This is a genomic window from Fusibacter sp. JL298sf-3, assembly GCF_053842995.1.
Window position 1 is genome coordinate 2,037,624 of sequence record NZ_CM132608.1, and the last position, 14,909, is coordinate 2,052,532.

Consider the following 14,909-nt stretch of genomic DNA (forward strand, 5'->3'; position numbering starts at 1 on the left):
AGCCCCCCTCATAATCGTTTATTTAATATACCGCTTGAACACGTCCTCTAAAGGCATATGTAGGCACCCTTTTATCCGTGCCCCTTTGTAGGTGCTGTTAATAAACACAACATCTTCCGTGCGTTCTATCTTCTCCTCAATCATCTGTTTGAAATAAAGCAGCGATGAACTCGTCGCAAGGCGCTCGCCATTAAATCCTTCGACCTGTTTTAAAGTCGGCAAATCTTTGACCGTCGGGTCTTCACCGTACATATCCCCTACGGCGTGGTGCTGATACTCTACAAAAGCGAGGTCTTGACCGACAAAAACAATGGGATTGCCCCCAAACTTAATGGCGATGTCGAGTACTGCCGTGGCCACAGAACCGTTGGAGTCAATTCTCTCAGATTCTTTCGGCGCCCTTTGGACGTCACTTGTAAACACAATTTTGCGTCCCCGATAGCTCGATACCGTGTAATGGCTCGCCGTGTCCATAAACAAAAGGGGGATGCCGAGATCTTCATACCCTTTTATCTGTTGGTAAGTCAAGTCCTGTGGGTCAATAATGCAAAAATAGTCCGGTGTAACCCCTGCAGTCATCAGCGGTTTTAACGCAGAGCCCACTGAAATGATGGTGGACCGACCCATAAATTGCCGTAACAACTGTCTGTTCGAGTTTAAAGAGGGCCCGGCTGAAACAATGACAATCGGGTTCTGATGTTTTAAAAAATAGCGGGTAATCAGTTCCGCTTCCACCGCTGCGTTTGCTTTTAAATTGGCCTCAAGTAGGGGCTTGAACTTTGAGATATTGTGACGCATCATTCGATTGTTCTCAAAGAGCGCTTTTATATCTGACATAACCTGTGGGATATTTTTCAAAGATGTGCTGTGGATAAAAAATGCGCCGGATGCCGCCGTAAGCACATCTATCAGTTTTCTAGACGTCTCTTTTACAAGGACCATCACTGTCAGGGCACTATGGCTTAAAAGTGTCGTCAAATCCCGCTGCTCAAAAGCATAGCGAAGCACGTCCAGGTTGGCTTCTATGACGACGACGCGCTGCCCTGACTTAATGCGTTCCATGAGCAGCTCCAAGTGATAGCCAAAGCCAAAACCGTACACGTAAAAAACGTCGATTGCTTCACTGTAAATGCTGTCCACAAAGCGTTTTTCACCTTTGTACGGATCATAATGACTGTGCAAGTAGTGCCGCTCCGACAGCTGTCCCGTGGCATCCACTTTGGAAATTCTCATATTCGGCTGACCTGAAGCGGACACAGACAGCTCATAACGGTAGTCGCTATGAGCTGTTTTATCCGATTGAATGGCGCGGAGAACGCTTTTATCAGTCCCAGTTTTACATAGTGCGCTTAAGTTGGCCTCCAGGCAACTAGGCATAATCGCGCTCCGAAATTTCTTGGTGCCATTTGATCATCACCGGCTTGAGCTCGTACTCGAGCAAGTCGGCAATCATAATCGTATCGCCGTCCACCAGTGCTTCTGTAATCCCTCTCAAGTGCGTATTGAGGGCATTCATCTCTTCTTCTGAATGCGATACGTCCACAAGAGATTTTGCTTCTATTAACCAGCTGAGCCCTTCGACAGCGTCTTTTAACGCTTCAATGGCCTCCAGTTCATTGCCTTCGTGTATCCAAAGTACAATTTGGTCTACCCCTTTTATAAAGTTGGGGAGATACTCCAGCATTGTCATTTTCAATTCTTGTCTTTGTTCTGTTACAGACATACTACAACTCCTTAAAATAAATTGGCGGGTTCAATGCCTTCAAATGCCGCTTGTGCAATTCGAAGATTTTCAAGTGCAAAGAGGTATTGGCTGTAGAGGCCTCTAATCACCGCTTCTCTTCTCTCTGCATCGCTTTTAAGCTCTTTGATCTTTTGATTGACCTCACGAGTTAACGCCTCATGAAACAAGCGTCCTGTATTGACAATAAAGGTTTTATAGAAAGGCATTTCTTCCAGTTCTTCTGTTAAATGCATCACTTCTGATTGAATTTCTTTTGCGCTGTCGCCATCGAGTTCGGAGCACTCCAGCCATTCTACAATGCGCTCGAATCGCTTTTTCGCCAGTTCAAGACAAGCTTCAAGAGCGTCCCTTAAACTCTCAATTTCCCCTTCCGGGAGCTTAAATCGAGCGCTTGGATCGTCATGACATCTCATCAGTTGTCGCTCATAATCAAAAGTCTCTGTACAAAACGCCTCTATCGCCGACTCAAAGGAGCTGTTCTCAATGCCTTTAATCGGCAATCCACCTTCTGTACAATTGACGATGTTGTGTTCTTTATATACCAAAGAAACAAAATCTTCAAACCAATTGCGGTACGTTAAGAAAATTTTGTTGGTCCTAATCGGATTGCCATAGATATCAATCGTATCTACAAAACTCATGTTGGTGTCTACATTAGTGTTGTCTCCGCCATCGGCATACATTTTTTCATTGCTGAAAGCGAGGTCTTGGCCTAACAGCATAACGGGGCCTGCCTCTAACCATCTGGCAAAAGCCAGCGCATTGTGTGCAATAGAGCCGCCGCAAGTAATGACGGGGACTTCGATGCCATGCGCTTTTAAAAACTGTGTTTCCAGCTCATCAGAGTTGAGGTGCACCCACATCTTCCGACCTTTATAGTATTCCAAGGACTTGTATTGAATCATCTGACTGTAGATGAAAAGCGGCTTGTGGCAAGTGATTTCCTTGAAAATTAATGATTCGTGGTAATTTCCGTCTGCGCCCATGACTATATGGGGCTGAATCCCCTGTTTGTCTAAAATTAAAGCCGCCGTTCCCACGGCGATAATCAGCGCCTTATCGTAAAGATCTCTTAGCAAGTGTACGTTCTTATTGAGTGAGGGGCCCGCGGCCACAATAACAACGGGTTTGCCTTTAAAAATAGCCTTCATGGCGATGATGTTTGGCGTCTCTTCAAAATATTTGATATTGGAAAAAAAGTTGAAAAGCCAGCGTCTCGACGAGTAGATTTCTGTATAGATGTTGGCCTTAAACAACTGCAGGGTCCTTGATATTTGTTCATAAGCACCTTCAATATATTCTGAAAAATGCTTTTTATAAAAAGGAAGTTCCGCAAAGAAAACTCTCTTAATTTTACTTTCCTCAATATAGTATTCTAGCAAACTGCGCACTTCCACGGCATCAAAAGCCACCATGAAGACCACGTAGTCGTCTTCAAGATATGGGGTCATATCCTGAGACATCAAACAGTACTTAAAAACCTCTAGATGCGGTTCCACAACGATAATTTTCTTATCGGTATACTTGGCTTTTATGTCTTCTAAATAGTAACCCAAGCCCAGTCCATAGACAAAAACACAGTCGTAAGTCGCGTCTATTTGAAGAGAGTCTACCCACCGCTTAGCTTCGAGTACAGGGTTGTATTTGCTGTGCACATACTTGCCCTTGTATTTTATTTGAGAGAGCGTTGCCTCATCGTTTACGTAGTCAAATACCCCTGACGGTTCTACTTCCTGTAGTTGCGTATAGATGCTGGGATACTGTTTCTGTAACGCTTCTAAGTTTTTTTGCCACATACTAAACTCCTTATCATAATAAAAAGCCGACACAGCGCCGGCTTTTTATTATTTTTGGTATTATCTTAATAATTGAAGCACACCTTGAGGCGCTTGGTTCGCTTGTGCGAGCATCGCTTGAGCAGCTTGTTGAAGGATGTTGTTCTTTGTGAACTCCATCATTTCCTTCGCCATGTCCACGTCTCTGATTCTTGATTCTGACGCTTGGATGTTCTCAGAAGCGTTGTCTAAGTTCTTGATGGTGTGTTCAAGTCTGTTCTGAGCAGCACCGAGCTTAGATCTTTGGGCAGAAACCGTTTTAATAGCCGCATCAACTTTAGAAATTGCTGCTGCTGCATTTGTATGTGTATCCACAGTTAAAGCATCAACAGATAATTTTGCAGCTGTCATTGTACCGATAGTCAATGTCATCGATACGCCTTTGTCTGCGCCGATTTGGAAGTTTGCGCCTTTTAAACTACCGTTTAAAAGTTTCTTCTCATTGAATGTTGTAGAAGTTGCAATTCTGCCGAGTTCTGATACAAGTGTATCAATCTCGTCTTTTACAGCCGTTCTGTCAACAGCAACGTTTGTATCGTTGGCTGCCTGAACAGTCAGTTCTCTCATACGCTGTAAAATTGCATGTGACTCTTGAAGCGCACCTTCAGCTGTTTGAATCAAAGAAATACCGTCTTGAGCATTTCTAGAAGCTTGTGTTAAACCTCTAACCTGTGCACGCATCTTTTCGGAGATTGAAAGGCCTGCAGCGTCGTCGCCGGCTCTGTTGATTCTGTAACCTGAAGAAAGTTTTTCCATAGATTTTGCACCGCTTGTGTTACTGATAGCAAGTTGTCTATGGGTGTTCATAGCCATTAAGTTGTTATTAATTCTCATAATACTCCTCCTTGAATTTTTTAAAATCAGAATCCATTCTGAAATAGTATACAGCACCGTGCCACGGCCGTTGAGACTCGGTGTTGCTATACATTATTTATCGTCCTATTTCGAGAACTCTTTAGGTTTTTTTACTTTTTTAATTAAAGTTTTCTCCTTTTTCGGGACGACGCTCGCTAACCTTATACCCGCCTCACTTATATTCAATCGCATCGACATCATCCGTTCGATTTGACAATCAAAAAAAGCCGGCTAAAAGCCGGCCTATCAGTGTCTGCTATTACCTCAACAACTGAAGTACACCTTGAGGTGCTTGGTTTGCCTGAGCAAGCATCGCTTGAGCCGCTTGTTGAAGGATGTTGTTCTTAGTGAACTCCATCATTTCCTTCGCCATATCCACGTCTCTGATTCTCGATTCTGAGGCTTGAATGTTTTCTGCCGCATTGTCTAAGTTTTTGATGGTATGCTCAAGTCTATTTTGAGCCGCACCAAGCTTGGATCTTTGGGCAGACACTGTCTTAATTGCTGAGTCAACTTTAGAAATCGCTGCAGCAGCTTTTGTATGAGTGCTTACAGAAAGCGCATTTACAGCCAGTTTAGTCGCTGTCATCGTACCGATAGTCAGTGTCATCGATACGCCTTTGTCCGCACCAATCTGGAAGTTTGCACTTTTCAAACTGCCGTTTAACAATTTCTTTTCATTGAATGTTGTCGATGTGGCAATTCTGCCGAGCTCTGCAACAAGTGTGTCGATTTCATCTTTAATCGCTGTTCTATCCACAGTTACATTGGTATCGTTGGCTGCTTGAACGGTGAGCTCTCTCATACGCTGTAAAATAGCATGTGATTCTTGAAGCGCACCTTCTGCCGTTTGAATTAAAGAAATGCCATCTTGCGAGTTTCTAGAAGCTTGTGTCAAACCTCTGACTTGCGCACGCATTTTTTCGGAAATTGACAATCCGGCAGCATCGTCGCCAGCTCTATTGATTCTGTAACCTGAAGAAAGTTTCTCCATAGACTTTGCACCGCTTGTGTTGGTGATTGCAAGTTGTCTATGTGTGTTCATCGCCATTAAGTTGTTATTAATTCTCATAATACTCCTCCTTGAATTTTGTTTACATCAGAATCCTTTCTGAAATATCTCGCCGCACAGCCCCACGGCCGTTGGAAACCATGCTATGTACTTCATGTATATAACCTATCGTCTTTTTGACGAAAGACTTTAGCAAAATATGAATTTTTTTTGATAAAAAGCACCGTTTTTTTAAGGGTTTGAGCAATTTGTTGTCAACTCAAAACCTTTAATCCGAATTTTGAATGAATTGTTGCACAAAAAGGCGCCCGATGGATTCGGACGCCTTGGTGAAAAATTATCTCAGTAACTGAAGCACACCTTGAGGCGCTTGGTTCGCTTGTGCAAGCATCGCCTGAGCAGCTTGCTGAAGGATGTTGTTCTTGGTGAACTCCATCATTTCCTTGGCCATGTCCACGTCTCTGATTCTCGATTCTGACGCTTGAATGTTCTCAGAAGCGTTGTCCAAGTTCTTAATGGTGTGTTCAAGTCTGTTCTGAGCAGCACCGAGCTTAGATCTTTGAGCAGAAACCGTTTTAATCGCCGCGTCTACTTTGGTGATGGCTGTTGCGGCATTGGCATGTGAATCTACTGCCAAAGCATTTACAGACAGTTTGGCCGCCGTCATCGTGCCGATGGTCAGTGTCATAGAGACCCCTTTATCTGCACCGATTTGGAAATTGGCACCTTTCAAACTACCGTTTAACAGTTTTTTCTCATTGAACGTCGTAGACGTCGCAATTCTTCCAAGCTCTGACACTAAAGTGTCGATTTCGTCTTTAATCGCGGTTCTATCTACCGTTACATTGGTGTCGTTGGCCGCTTGAACAGTGAGTTCTCTCATACGCTGTAAAATAGCATGTGATTCTTGAAGCGCACCTTCTGCCGTTTGAATAAGCGAGATGCCGTCCTGAGCGTTTCTAGATGCCTGAGTCAAACCTCTTACCTGCGCGCGCATTTTTTCAGAGATTGAAAGACCTGCAGCGTCGTCGCCGGCTCTGTTGATTCTGTAACCTGAAGAGAGTTTTTCCATAGACTTTGCGCCGCTGTTGTTGCTGATGGCAAGTTGTCTATGGGTGTTCATTGCCATTAAATTGTTGTTAATTCTCATATTAATCCTCCTTGAATTTTTTAAAATCAGAATCCATTCCATACACTTCAACAATAGGCTACGGCCGTTTAAAAGCCTACTGTTTTTGTATACCCCTTATTATACCCCTATTGAGAGGACTTAAACAGTTGGTGTTCTAAGAAATAGGTTTCGGTAATCCAATCTGCTATGGGATGGGGATACCTTTCAATTTTGATTTGTAGTGGCATAAATATACCAAGTGACGATTTTAAAACGTTTTTACTCGATAAACAATTCAATAAGTGGTATGATATTGAAAAAGTATTTGAGGAGGTCAATTAGACGATGATTCATGTGTACACTAAACCGTGTGATTTCTTGCAAAAGTACGAGATGTTTTTCAAGAGTGATGAAGTAAAATATAGTCTTATTTGGGGGATTTCAAAAAAAGATTCCATTATAACACTTATGATTTCATCTGAAATAGACGGCAGATTTGTTGTAGGGGTTTTAGCGGGTAAAAACTTCATCCTCGCTGCCAATACTTTAGAGATGGATGTTTATCGAGAGTTAGTCGTTTATATGACTGAGGTTGACTATCCTGGTATTATCGGTCTAAAAGAACATTGTGCTATCTACAACATGGTCTATAGTGAAATTTACGGCAAACATCTGATAACTGAGATGAACCAAAGAATATACCAATGCACAGAAGTGAATGATTTTTCAGGTAATACCGGTTCAGTTAGGTTGGCTAAAGAAACCGACCTCGATCGCCTAACAAAATGGGGCATATCTTTCGCGGAAGAAGCAGAGGGGTATACCCCCTCTAAAATAGATACAAGAAATAATCTAAAAGAAAAGGTGTTGAGTAAATCCATCTATCTCTTAGAAGTTAATAAGCAAGTCGTATCTATGGCAGGGCGATTAAGAGCCTTAAGCAATACAGAATCCATTGGGTACGTCTATACCCCTCGAGAATTTAGAGAAAATGGGTACGGCAGCCAAATTGTCGAAACCGTTACACGGCAAGTTCTTAAAGATGGTAAAATCGCAACTTTGTATACCGATATGTCAAATCCAACCTCAAACAGTATCTATACGAAAATCGGTTATAAGCCTTACTGTGACTCTGTAATCTTGAGCAGATAACAACGCTGAAATCTAACAGAACAACATTTGATACGCTTTTAGCGTATCAAAACGTCTTTCGCTGATGTGTTCTCGCGTTGAACATTCGCAAGAGCACTTTGGGCTCAAGGCTTGTTGTCAAACCAAAATAAAAAGTCGGCATATGCCGACTTTTTATTTTAAATGTGCTTATCTTAATAATTGAAGGACACCTTGAGGTGCTTGATTCGCTTGTGCAAGCATCGCTTGAGCAGCTTGTTGAAGGATGTTGTTCTTTGTGAACTCCATCATTTCCTTCGCCATGTCCACGTCTCTGATTCTTGATTCTGACGCTTGGATGTTCTCAGAAGCGTTGTCTAAGTTCTTGATGGTGTGCTCAAGTCTGTTCTGAGCGGCACCGAGCTTAGATCTTTGTGCAGAAACTGTTTTAATCGCTGTATCGACATTTTGAATCGCCGCTGCTGCTTTTGTATGTGTTGTTACAGATAAAGCGTTAACTGCAAGTTTGGTTGCAGTCATTGTACCGATAGTCAATGTCATCGATACGCCTTTGTCTGCGCCGATTTGGAAGTTTGCACCTTTTAAACTACCGTTTAAAAGTTTCTTCTCATTGAATGTTGTAGAAGTTGCAATTCTGCCGAGTTCTGATACAAGTGTATCGATCTCGTCCTTAATCGCTGTTCTATCAACTGTAACGTTTGTATCGTTGGCTGCCTGAACAGTCAATTCTCTCATACGTTGTAAAATTGCATGTGACTCTTGAAGCGCACCTTCAGCTGTTTGTATCAAAGAAATACCGTCTTGAGCATTTCTAGAAGCTTGTGTCAAACCTCTAACTTGCGCACGCATCTTTTCAGAGATTGAAAGGCCTGCAGCGTCGTCGCCGGCTCTGTTGATTCTGTAACCTGAAGAAAGTTTTTCCATAGATTTTGCACCACTGTTGTTCGTGATTGCAAGTTGTCTATGTGTGTTCATTGCCATTAAGTTGTTATTAATTCTCATAATAATCCTCCTTGAAATGTGTTCAATCAGAATCCTTTCTGAATGGAATGTTAATCAAGTTATCACGGCCGTTTGACAACTTGTTATATATTAATTATCGTCTTTTTTAGAAAACACTTTAGTATTTTCTTTTATTTTTTGAGCAAATGTCTCAAAGCTCTTAATCGACTCTTTAGCCTCTCTGTTTTCACTTTGAATGCGTTCGTACACCTCGCTTCGATGGATACTGACGCTTTTAGGTGCTTTGATACCGATTTTAACTTTGCCGTCTTCAATCTCCATCACTTGGATTTCAATGTTCTCGCCAATGATAATGCTTTCATCCTTTTTCCTCGATAAAATTAGCATTACTCCACCTCCTCACTCTTTTTGAAAAGGGGGTAGCGGGTATCGTCGTACTCCGAAAGAACGATTTGCTTGCCTTTCTTTGTCTTCTGGCTGATAATGATTGGCGCCATGATGTTCATCGTAGCGTCTTCAACGCGACTTGGAATGTTGACAACAGACAAAATCATCACTTCATTTAAGTCGTCCAAAGACTCGATGCCAAGCTTTTCCGCCTCTGTATCACTGAGGTCAAAATCGTAGTTTGGCGCAAAGACAAAGGGATCTGTCACGACAAATGCGAGGTCCGGATCCTCTACACACTGTAAGTAGTGAAAAGGAAGTGCTTCGTCACCAGATGGAATGAAGATGTACTGCACGTACTCAGAAAATCCCGGTATACCATCGGAGAACTTAATGATGTCCTCGTTGCTGTAATGTACTTCTCCTAAATGCCCTGTTTTTAATACCATAAGGCCTCCTAAACGGTTTTGCTAAAAGTTGACGGTTCATAGCGAAATTGTATGCTGGCGTACTGCTTCATGTAGTAGTCAATACGCCAAGGCGAATACTGCATTTGTATTTTCGTCGGTACTGTATTATTTACCACTTTTCCCTTCTGATAATCAATTTTTACGTCGCCTCTTTGCAAATCCATTTTAGGACGCGATGTCGGAATAACGCCGTAATTAAACTGTTTGTCAAACATCTCAAAGGCATTGTAAATTGCTTGATCGGGAATGGGGTCCCGCCCGGTGTGGATATCGAGCCACTCGTTGCCGTCAGAGACAATCCGGTCGATGCCACGCTGAAGCATTTGCTGTGTGAACCCCTCTGTATCCTTCATAAAATCCCAAAAGCCCTTTATGCCGGCTTCGGCAAAGGACTGGGACTGATCGATTTTTATCTCGGGTTTCGTCGTTCTGATCTGAATTTGAGGTTTGACAGTTTGAATGTCCAGTGTGTCTTTTCCGTTGCCGCTCTGTTCCAGTGCCGCTTGCTTCGTGTTCCAAGCGAGAATCGCGGGCTGTTGTGTCACTCTAATCATCCTGCACCCCTCCTTTTAGCTATTTAATAAAGTCGACCAGCGATGGCTGTATCACCTTAGAGCCGACAGACAGCGACGCTCTATAAATGTTTTCTAAATTTTTAAACAGCATAATCGCCTCTGCCATATCAACGTCTTGAACCCGGCTTAAAAGCCCCGTAAACGTCACTTTGTTCTCCTCAATTCGCGAACTGATGTACTCGATGCGGTTCGTTTTACCACCGATTTCACCTAATGCGTTCAGCACTGTGTCGAGATGGTCGTCTAGCTTGTCGATGCTGTCCGTGATTACCACATCGTCTTTTATCGCAAATGCCGCTGAAAGCGCTTGTAAGTCTTTAATCATTTGGCTCTCTGTGGCCACGACATAGTCGACGCTCACTGCGTGGTCGAGGCCGTCGCTGGCACCTGTAAACTGAAAATCGAGCGTACTCCCCGCTGAAGCATTCACGGTTACGACGCCTGCACCGAGTTCCGTGTCAAAGGCACTCTGAAGCGCCGTCTGTAAATCTGCTACTGTATTTAATGTGGAAAAGTCGATGGTCGCCGTGTACTTTTCCCCATCGTGTTCAAAGACGAGTGTTTCCGTTCCCGTTGCCGCAGCGACATCTGCGTCGTTTAAAGTCCCGGTTCCGGTCTTTGTCCCCGTCGTGGCATCGGTTCCCGTTACAGTCGCCGCACCTGAAAGGCCTGGGTTCGGACTCATGGTCACCGCGACATTTCCGAAATCACTCGCCTGTACGACAAGCTTGTCGTTGGCATCGAAGAAGACACCGGCTTTTTCAGAGAGTTTAACCCCTGAGCCATCCTCTGCATTTTTCAAAGCATCGAGCAAGCGCTCCTTGGTCATGCGGTTCCCCGGGATATTCTCCAGGCTGGCGGCCGGGACAGTGAAAGTGTCCCCACCCACGGTGACTGTAATGGCTGTCGCCGGATTGGGAAATGCCGTAATGTCCACATCTTGAGACAAAGTGGTCTGCGTTGCCGGTTCAGAAGTTATATCGCCGTATGTCATAAGGCTTTCAAAGAACGAATTGCCTTCTGCAAGCCCAAAGATATCGATGGGGTGGGTCCCCATAGGCATGGTTTCACCGATGGCCACTTCATAGGTGGGCACGTATTTGTTCTTAACGCGCTCTGAAGTCATCAACACGTTAAAAGTCCCATCGGGATTAAACAGTTTTTCATCGGTTTCAAGACCCGAAAAAATGTAGCGTCCCGCATTGGTGCTGTTCCCGAGCACCATGAGTTCATCGACGAGCTCATCGACTTCACTTTGAATTTTCGCTGTGTCCTCCGGCGTGTTGGTACCGTTCGCCCCTCGAACGGCAAGCTCCCTGATTCTGTGTAAAATATCCTTGATATTGTGCATGGAACTCTCTGTGACTTCCATCCAACCGAGACCGTCATCGATATTTTTCTTATATTGCGCCGCTTCGCGAATATCTGTTTTGTACTTTAGAACTAGCGTCGTCCCAACGGGATCGTCTGAAGGTCTGTGAATGCGCTTTCCTGTGGACAACTCTCTCTGTCTCTGAGACATGCTCACCAAGTTTTTATTGGCGTTCCACAGCATATCGCGAATCAACATGTTGTTTGTAATTCTCATCGTCGGCTCCTTATCTATCTACCTACTGTTCCCAATCGATTCACCAATAAATCCAGCATTTCGTCAAAGACATTGACCATTCGGGCATTTGCATTGTACGCCGTTTGGAACTGAATCATATGCGCCATCTCCTCGTCCAGTGAGACCCCCATAATAGAGTCCCGCGCCATGGAGTATTCGTTGACGAGCATCGCTTGGTTCTTAGCCACACGAGCCGCTTCATTTTTATCGACACCTAAGTTGGACACCAGTGATTTTACGAAATCTTCCGGTGCACCCCATGCAAAGAGCGTGTTGTCATGTCGCGTGGCGATAATCTCAAGGAAATTCGTCCCATCGCCCGGCAACTCTTCTAGCTTTGAAGCCACGGCCAATTTATTGAGGTCTTCGAGATCTTTTGATATGGTCATTCTCGAAGCCTTAATCTGGTCGACCACATAATACTGGCCATCTATTTTCTTCACGCTTTTGCCGGCATACCCCGGGTTGTTGGCGAGAATTTTACTCATATTGTCCTTTATTTTAAGTTTCAGCTCATCATCGGTGAGGCCTGCAGTGCCTTCGAGAACACCTGCAGTCACCTGTACAGCCGGTCCGCCGTTTAGACCTTCGTTCAGCATATAACTTTTAAACTCCGCAGTGGTCATATTGTCCATGGTAAACATGTAGATGCCCGTGCTGCTGTCGAGGCCATACCCTTTTTCGTGAATGGCGTTCATTGTATCCGCAAGTGTGTCAGTAAACTCATTGAGTTTAGAGACGTAGTACGGAATCCCTTTTAAGTCGCCGGAAATGTTGTCGCGAACGTCCATCAGCCCTTTGACTTTTCCGGACTTCAGATAAATCTCGTTTCCGTTGGACCATTGAATGTCCATAATCCGATCGTCGTCGTCTTCGTGGACTTTGGTATCTCTCGGCACCATTTCAAAGTTGTCATTTCTGAAATGCGCTACCAACTGCTGACCGCCAACCAAAACAAAAAAGCGGCCTTTGTCGTCTTCATAGTAGTCGACGCTGACGAGTTCAGATAACTTGTCGACAAGGAGTTCTCTCTGGTCTCTTAAATCGTTGGCCTTCCCACCTTCGAGCTCTGCTTTATAGATGGTTTCATTTAACGTCGCAATTTGATCGGCGATGTCGTTGACCTCTCTAACCGCCGTCTCGAACTGGAAGTTCATCTCACGTTGTAAGCTGACGAGCATATTGCTCATGCGCTGCATCCCCTCGGAAAGGGCGATGGTCGTCTGACGAACCAATGTCCGCGCCGTGAGGTTCTCAGAATTCTTTTGAAGGGTTTGAAGGGATTCATAGTACTTGTCTAGCAGTTCGGACATACTGGCATCTGTCGGTTCGTTGAAAATACCTTCAATCTCCGTAAGCACGGCTGCTCGAGCATCCCACTCACTTTTGTAACCCGTCTCTATTCTAAATTTCTTATCGAGGTAGCCGTCTCTTATTTGTTTAACTGCCGTCACATCGACGCCGAGCCCCAAAGTCCCCATGCCGCCCGGAAGTACTTGCGGTTTGTACGCTTTGGTGTGCATCACTTGTCTGGAGTAGCCCAGCGTATTGGCGTTGGCAATATTGTGCGATACGATGCCAAGTGAGCGCTGGTTGGCAAACAAACCGGAAAGCGATGTGTTGAGTCCTAAAAACGTGCCCATAGTAATCTCCTTTGCTGATTCCTAAACGCGCGCATCGAAAATATTCTTGCGCTCGTACGTATCGTTAACGGCATCCTTGTCGTATTTGCCGCTGTCGTCGGATACGCTGGTCAACAAGTCGAGGTTCAATTGAATCCACTCGAGTTTGTCTTCCATCATCTTATTGTTAAACTTGTTTTCATCGGTTACATTTTTCAGTACGACAAAGAGTTCTGTCTTAGCTGCCTGTACGCGCTCTCTGTCGTCGGGGAGCATAAACTTGCCGAGCTGGTCCAGTGTGTCCACGGCGTCGATGCCCATTTCCTGCATCAAGCCGTCTGTCACTTTTTCACGAATTTCCTCGAGTTTGAACAACGTCACGACGAGAGCTTGCTCCTCACCGGTGACTTTTTCGAGCATCTTGATATCCTGCGTCCGTATGGCTTCTCTCTTCTTAATAGACAGTTTCAGTACGTCGTGGTAAATCTCCGTTTCTTTATTCAGCGTTTGAACCAATTGATCAATCCATCTTGACATCATCATCTCTCCTTAATGTACGTTCAAAAGATTCATCGGCAAAATACAAAAAAACTTTATACGCCTGATGTCATCTTCCTCAAAAGTACGCCTTTTACCCTATATTACGCTGCAGGTCATTAAAACACTTATTCGCATGCCCCTGCGCGTTGTCAGCAGCACTTGTCGTTTAAATACTTGTCGTTTAAATAATAGAAAACCAGAGCTCTGCTCTGGTCACATGCCGATTTGCCTCACATTTTGGGGGAATAGAAATCGGTATCTATTTCAGGGCGGCGACGCCCTCTAAAAGTTTGTTTACAACGTCTTCAGCACTTGCCTTATACTTTCCGTTGCGCATTTGTGAACGGATTTCTTCTACTTTATCATTTCTGACATCCGGCAATTGTGAAAGCGCCTTCATGGCCACCTGCATCTCCCTAGCTTTAGAAGAAATTTCGACCTTGTCTGTTTCTAGGCCTTTCTTACCAGTTGCCTTTTCCACTTTCGTATTCTTTTGATATGTCTTAAGAATACTTTGAACATTCATTTGACTGCTTATTTTCATTATTATACCCCCGTTCTACCGATTCCTATATACTCTATATCGGCAAATACGGGGGTAAGTTTAGTCTTTTTTTATTTTCTTTTTTCTCGTATGTGCATACCGCCTCTCACCGATGCGCTTCTATCAGTAGTACTTTTTTCCTGTATACCCGATTTAAGTCCTACTGACAGCTCGTGAACACATTTTTTACAGTAACGCGCGCCGTCACTCGGCTCACCGCAACGCTCGCAAAACGTAATCGGCGTGCGCTCACTTAGAAGAATTCGGCCTTCTTTGATCCACTTGAGGATAACGTCCACGTGGACGCCGGTGCTTGCGCTTACATCCTTTACGCCAGACGTCGGGTTGTCGTAAATGTATTCGCGTACTTTTGTGAACTCGTCATCGACCTCGTCGTTGCATCTCGAGCACAAAAATTCGCCTTCTTTTGCTGAAAATAAACGGTTGCATTTTTTGCAATTTCTTAAACCGCCCGATCTATCGCTTACCATAATAAACCTCCTCTTGTCTC

16 protein-coding genes are annotated in these 14,909 nt (G+C 44.2%); 1 reads left to right on the forward strand and 15 read right to left on the reverse strand.

From position 1 onward, the window contains the following. Positions 1 to 18 precede the first annotated feature (18 nt). From ACR6HW_RS09705 to ACR6HW_RS09730, 6 genes are all read right to left on the reverse strand, one after another. Positions 19 to 1,377: a motility associated factor glycosyltransferase family protein gene (locus ACR6HW_RS09705; protein WP_455727533.1), complete on the reverse strand. Its 1,359-nt coding sequence runs from the start codon at positions 1,375 to 1,377 to the stop codon at positions 19 to 21. Continuing rightward, positions 1,370 to 1,723 (reverse strand): hypothetical protein, encoded by a 354-nt coding sequence (locus ACR6HW_RS09710; RefSeq protein ID WP_455727534.1) that lies wholly within the window; start codon positions 1,721 to 1,723, stop codon positions 1,370 to 1,372. Before ACR6HW_RS09710 ends, ACR6HW_RS09705 begins: the two co-directional genes overlap by 8 nt. Before the next feature lie 11 nt (positions 1,724 to 1,734). Next, the gene (locus ACR6HW_RS09715) at positions 1,735 to 3,540 is read right to left on the reverse strand and encodes a motility associated factor glycosyltransferase family protein (RefSeq protein WP_455727535.1); all 1,806 of its coding nucleotides are present in this window, start codon (positions 3,538 to 3,540) and stop codon (positions 1,735 to 1,737) included. Positions 3,541 to 3,600: 60 nt separating this feature from the next. Then, positions 3,601 to 4,413, reverse strand: a complete 813-nt coding sequence (locus ACR6HW_RS09720) for a flagellin N-terminal helical domain-containing protein (RefSeq protein WP_455727536.1) — start codon at positions 4,411 to 4,413, stop codon at positions 3,601 to 3,603. A gap of 280 nt (positions 4,414 to 4,693) precedes the next feature. Then, positions 4,694 to 5,506: a flagellin N-terminal helical domain-containing protein gene (locus ACR6HW_RS09725; protein ID WP_455727537.1), complete on the reverse strand. Its 813-nt coding sequence runs from the start codon at positions 5,504 to 5,506 to the stop codon at positions 4,694 to 4,696. A 277-nt stretch (positions 5,507 to 5,783) separates the two neighbouring features. Next, positions 5,784 to 6,596: a flagellin N-terminal helical domain-containing protein gene (locus ACR6HW_RS09730; protein WP_455727538.1), complete on the reverse strand. Its 813-nt coding sequence runs from the start codon at positions 6,594 to 6,596 to the stop codon at positions 5,784 to 5,786. 306 nt (positions 6,597 to 6,902) lie between these two features. Here ACR6HW_RS09730 and ACR6HW_RS09735 point away from each other — a divergent pair, with 306 nt between their 5' ends. Then, on the forward strand, positions 6,903 to 7,709 hold the full coding sequence (locus tag ACR6HW_RS09735; RefSeq protein ID WP_455727539.1) for a GNAT family N-acetyltransferase: 807 nt from the start codon (positions 6,903 to 6,905) through the stop codon (positions 7,707 to 7,709). A 168-nt stretch (positions 7,710 to 7,877) separates the two neighbouring features. On the opposite strand, the gene ACR6HW_RS09740 is transcribed toward ACR6HW_RS09735, so the two are convergent. The 9 genes from ACR6HW_RS09740 to ACR6HW_RS09780 all read right to left on the reverse strand — a co-directional run bounded on the left by ACR6HW_RS09740 (position 7,878) and on the right by ACR6HW_RS09780 (position 14,889). After that, positions 7,878 to 8,690: a flagellin N-terminal helical domain-containing protein gene (locus tag ACR6HW_RS09740; RefSeq protein ID WP_455727540.1), complete on the reverse strand. Its 813-nt coding sequence runs from the start codon at positions 8,688 to 8,690 to the stop codon at positions 7,878 to 7,880. Positions 8,691 to 8,780: 90 nt separating this feature from the next. Next, complete coding sequence (gene csrA, locus ACR6HW_RS09745; RefSeq protein WP_455727541.1) at positions 8,781 to 9,038, reverse strand: carbon storage regulator CsrA; 258 nt, start codon at positions 9,036 to 9,038, stop codon at positions 8,781 to 8,783. Beyond that, a complete protein-coding gene (gene fliW, locus ACR6HW_RS09750) occupies positions 9,038 to 9,487 on the reverse strand; it encodes a flagellar assembly protein FliW (protein WP_455727542.1) in 450 nt (149 codons plus the stop codon). Before fliW ends, csrA begins: the two co-directional genes overlap by 1 nt. Positions 9,488 to 9,495: 8 nt before the next feature. Then, on the reverse strand, positions 9,496 to 10,062 hold the full coding sequence (locus ACR6HW_RS09755; RefSeq protein ID WP_455727543.1) for a DUF6470 family protein: 567 nt from the start codon (positions 10,060 to 10,062) through the stop codon (positions 9,496 to 9,498). Between the two features lie 19 nt (positions 10,063 to 10,081). Beyond that, on the reverse strand, positions 10,082 to 11,671 hold the full coding sequence (flgL, locus tag ACR6HW_RS09760; RefSeq protein WP_455727544.1) for a flagellar hook-associated protein FlgL: 1,590 nt from the start codon (positions 11,669 to 11,671) through the stop codon (positions 10,082 to 10,084). A 14-nt stretch (positions 11,672 to 11,685) separates the two neighbouring features. Continuing rightward, a complete protein-coding gene (gene flgK / locus ACR6HW_RS09765; RefSeq protein WP_455727545.1) occupies positions 11,686 to 13,335 on the reverse strand; it encodes a flagellar hook-associated protein FlgK in 1,650 nt (549 codons plus the stop codon). Between the two features lie 21 nt (positions 13,336 to 13,356). Then, complete coding sequence (locus ACR6HW_RS09770; RefSeq protein ID WP_455727546.1) at positions 13,357 to 13,851, reverse strand: flagellar protein FlgN; 495 nt, start codon at positions 13,849 to 13,851, stop codon at positions 13,357 to 13,359. Positions 13,852 to 14,113: 262 nt separating this feature from the next. After that, on the reverse strand, positions 14,114 to 14,380 hold the full coding sequence (gene flgM, locus ACR6HW_RS09775; protein WP_455727547.1) for a flagellar biosynthesis anti-sigma factor FlgM: 267 nt from the start codon (positions 14,378 to 14,380) through the stop codon (positions 14,114 to 14,116). 89 nt (positions 14,381 to 14,469) lie between these two features. Then, positions 14,470 to 14,889: a hypothetical protein gene (locus ACR6HW_RS09780; protein ID WP_455727548.1), complete on the reverse strand. Its 420-nt coding sequence runs from the start codon at positions 14,887 to 14,889 to the stop codon at positions 14,470 to 14,472. Positions 14,890 to 14,909: the final 20 nt, after the last annotated feature.

What these genes read in the sequence shown, in the direction of transcription:
- fliW (WP_455727542.1), bottom strand. Translation starts at nt 9,487, where the DNA reads ATGGTATTAAAAACAGGGCATTTAGGAGAAGTACATTACAGCAACGAG.
- csrA (WP_455727541.1), bottom strand. Translation starts at nt 9,038, where the DNA reads ATGCTAATTTTATCGAGGAAAAAGGATGAAAGCATTATCATTGGCGAG.
- flgL (WP_455727544.1), bottom strand. Translation starts at nt 11,671, where the DNA reads ATGAGAATTACAAACAACATGTTGATTCGCGATATGCTGTGGAACGCC.
- ACR6HW_RS09780 (WP_455727548.1), bottom strand. Translation starts at nt 14,889, where the DNA reads ATGGTAAGCGATAGATCGGGCGGTTTAAGAAATTGCAAAAAATGCAAC.
- ACR6HW_RS09720 (WP_455727536.1), bottom strand. Translation starts at nt 4,413, where the DNA reads ATGAGAATTAATAACAACTTAATGGCTATGAACACCCATAGACAACTT.
- ACR6HW_RS09740 (WP_455727540.1), bottom strand. Translation starts at nt 8,690, where the DNA reads ATGAGAATTAATAACAACTTAATGGCAATGAACACACATAGACAACTT.
- ACR6HW_RS09725 (WP_455727537.1), bottom strand. Translation starts at nt 5,506, where the DNA reads ATGAGAATTAATAACAACTTAATGGCGATGAACACACATAGACAACTT.
- ACR6HW_RS09755 (WP_455727543.1), bottom strand. Translation starts at nt 10,062, where the DNA reads ATGATTAGAGTGACACAACAGCCCGCGATTCTCGCTTGGAACACGAAG.
- ACR6HW_RS09730 (WP_455727538.1), bottom strand. Translation starts at nt 6,596, where the DNA reads ATGAGAATTAACAACAATTTAATGGCAATGAACACCCATAGACAACTT.
- flgK (WP_455727545.1), bottom strand. Translation starts at nt 13,335, where the DNA reads ATGGGCACGTTTTTAGGACTCAACACATCGCTTTCCGGTTTGTTTGCC.
- ACR6HW_RS09735 (WP_455727539.1), top strand. Translation starts at nt 6,903, where the DNA reads ATGATTCATGTGTACACTAAACCGTGTGATTTCTTGCAAAAGTACGAG.
- ACR6HW_RS09710 (WP_455727534.1), bottom strand. Translation starts at nt 1,723, where the DNA reads ATGTCTGTAACAGAACAAAGACAAGAATTGAAAATGACAATGCTGGAG.
- ACR6HW_RS09705 (WP_455727533.1), bottom strand. Translation starts at nt 1,377, where the DNA reads ATGCCTAGTTGCCTGGAGGCCAACTTAAGCGCACTATGTAAAACTGGG.
- ACR6HW_RS09715 (WP_455727535.1), bottom strand. Translation starts at nt 3,540, where the DNA reads ATGTGGCAAAAAAACTTAGAAGCGTTACAGAAACAGTATCCCAGCATC.
- ACR6HW_RS09770 (WP_455727546.1), bottom strand. Translation starts at nt 13,851, where the DNA reads ATGTCAAGATGGATTGATCAATTGGTTCAAACGCTGAATAAAGAAACG.
- flgM (WP_455727547.1), bottom strand. Translation starts at nt 14,380, where the DNA reads ATGAATGTTCAAAGTATTCTTAAGACATATCAAAAGAATACGAAAGTG.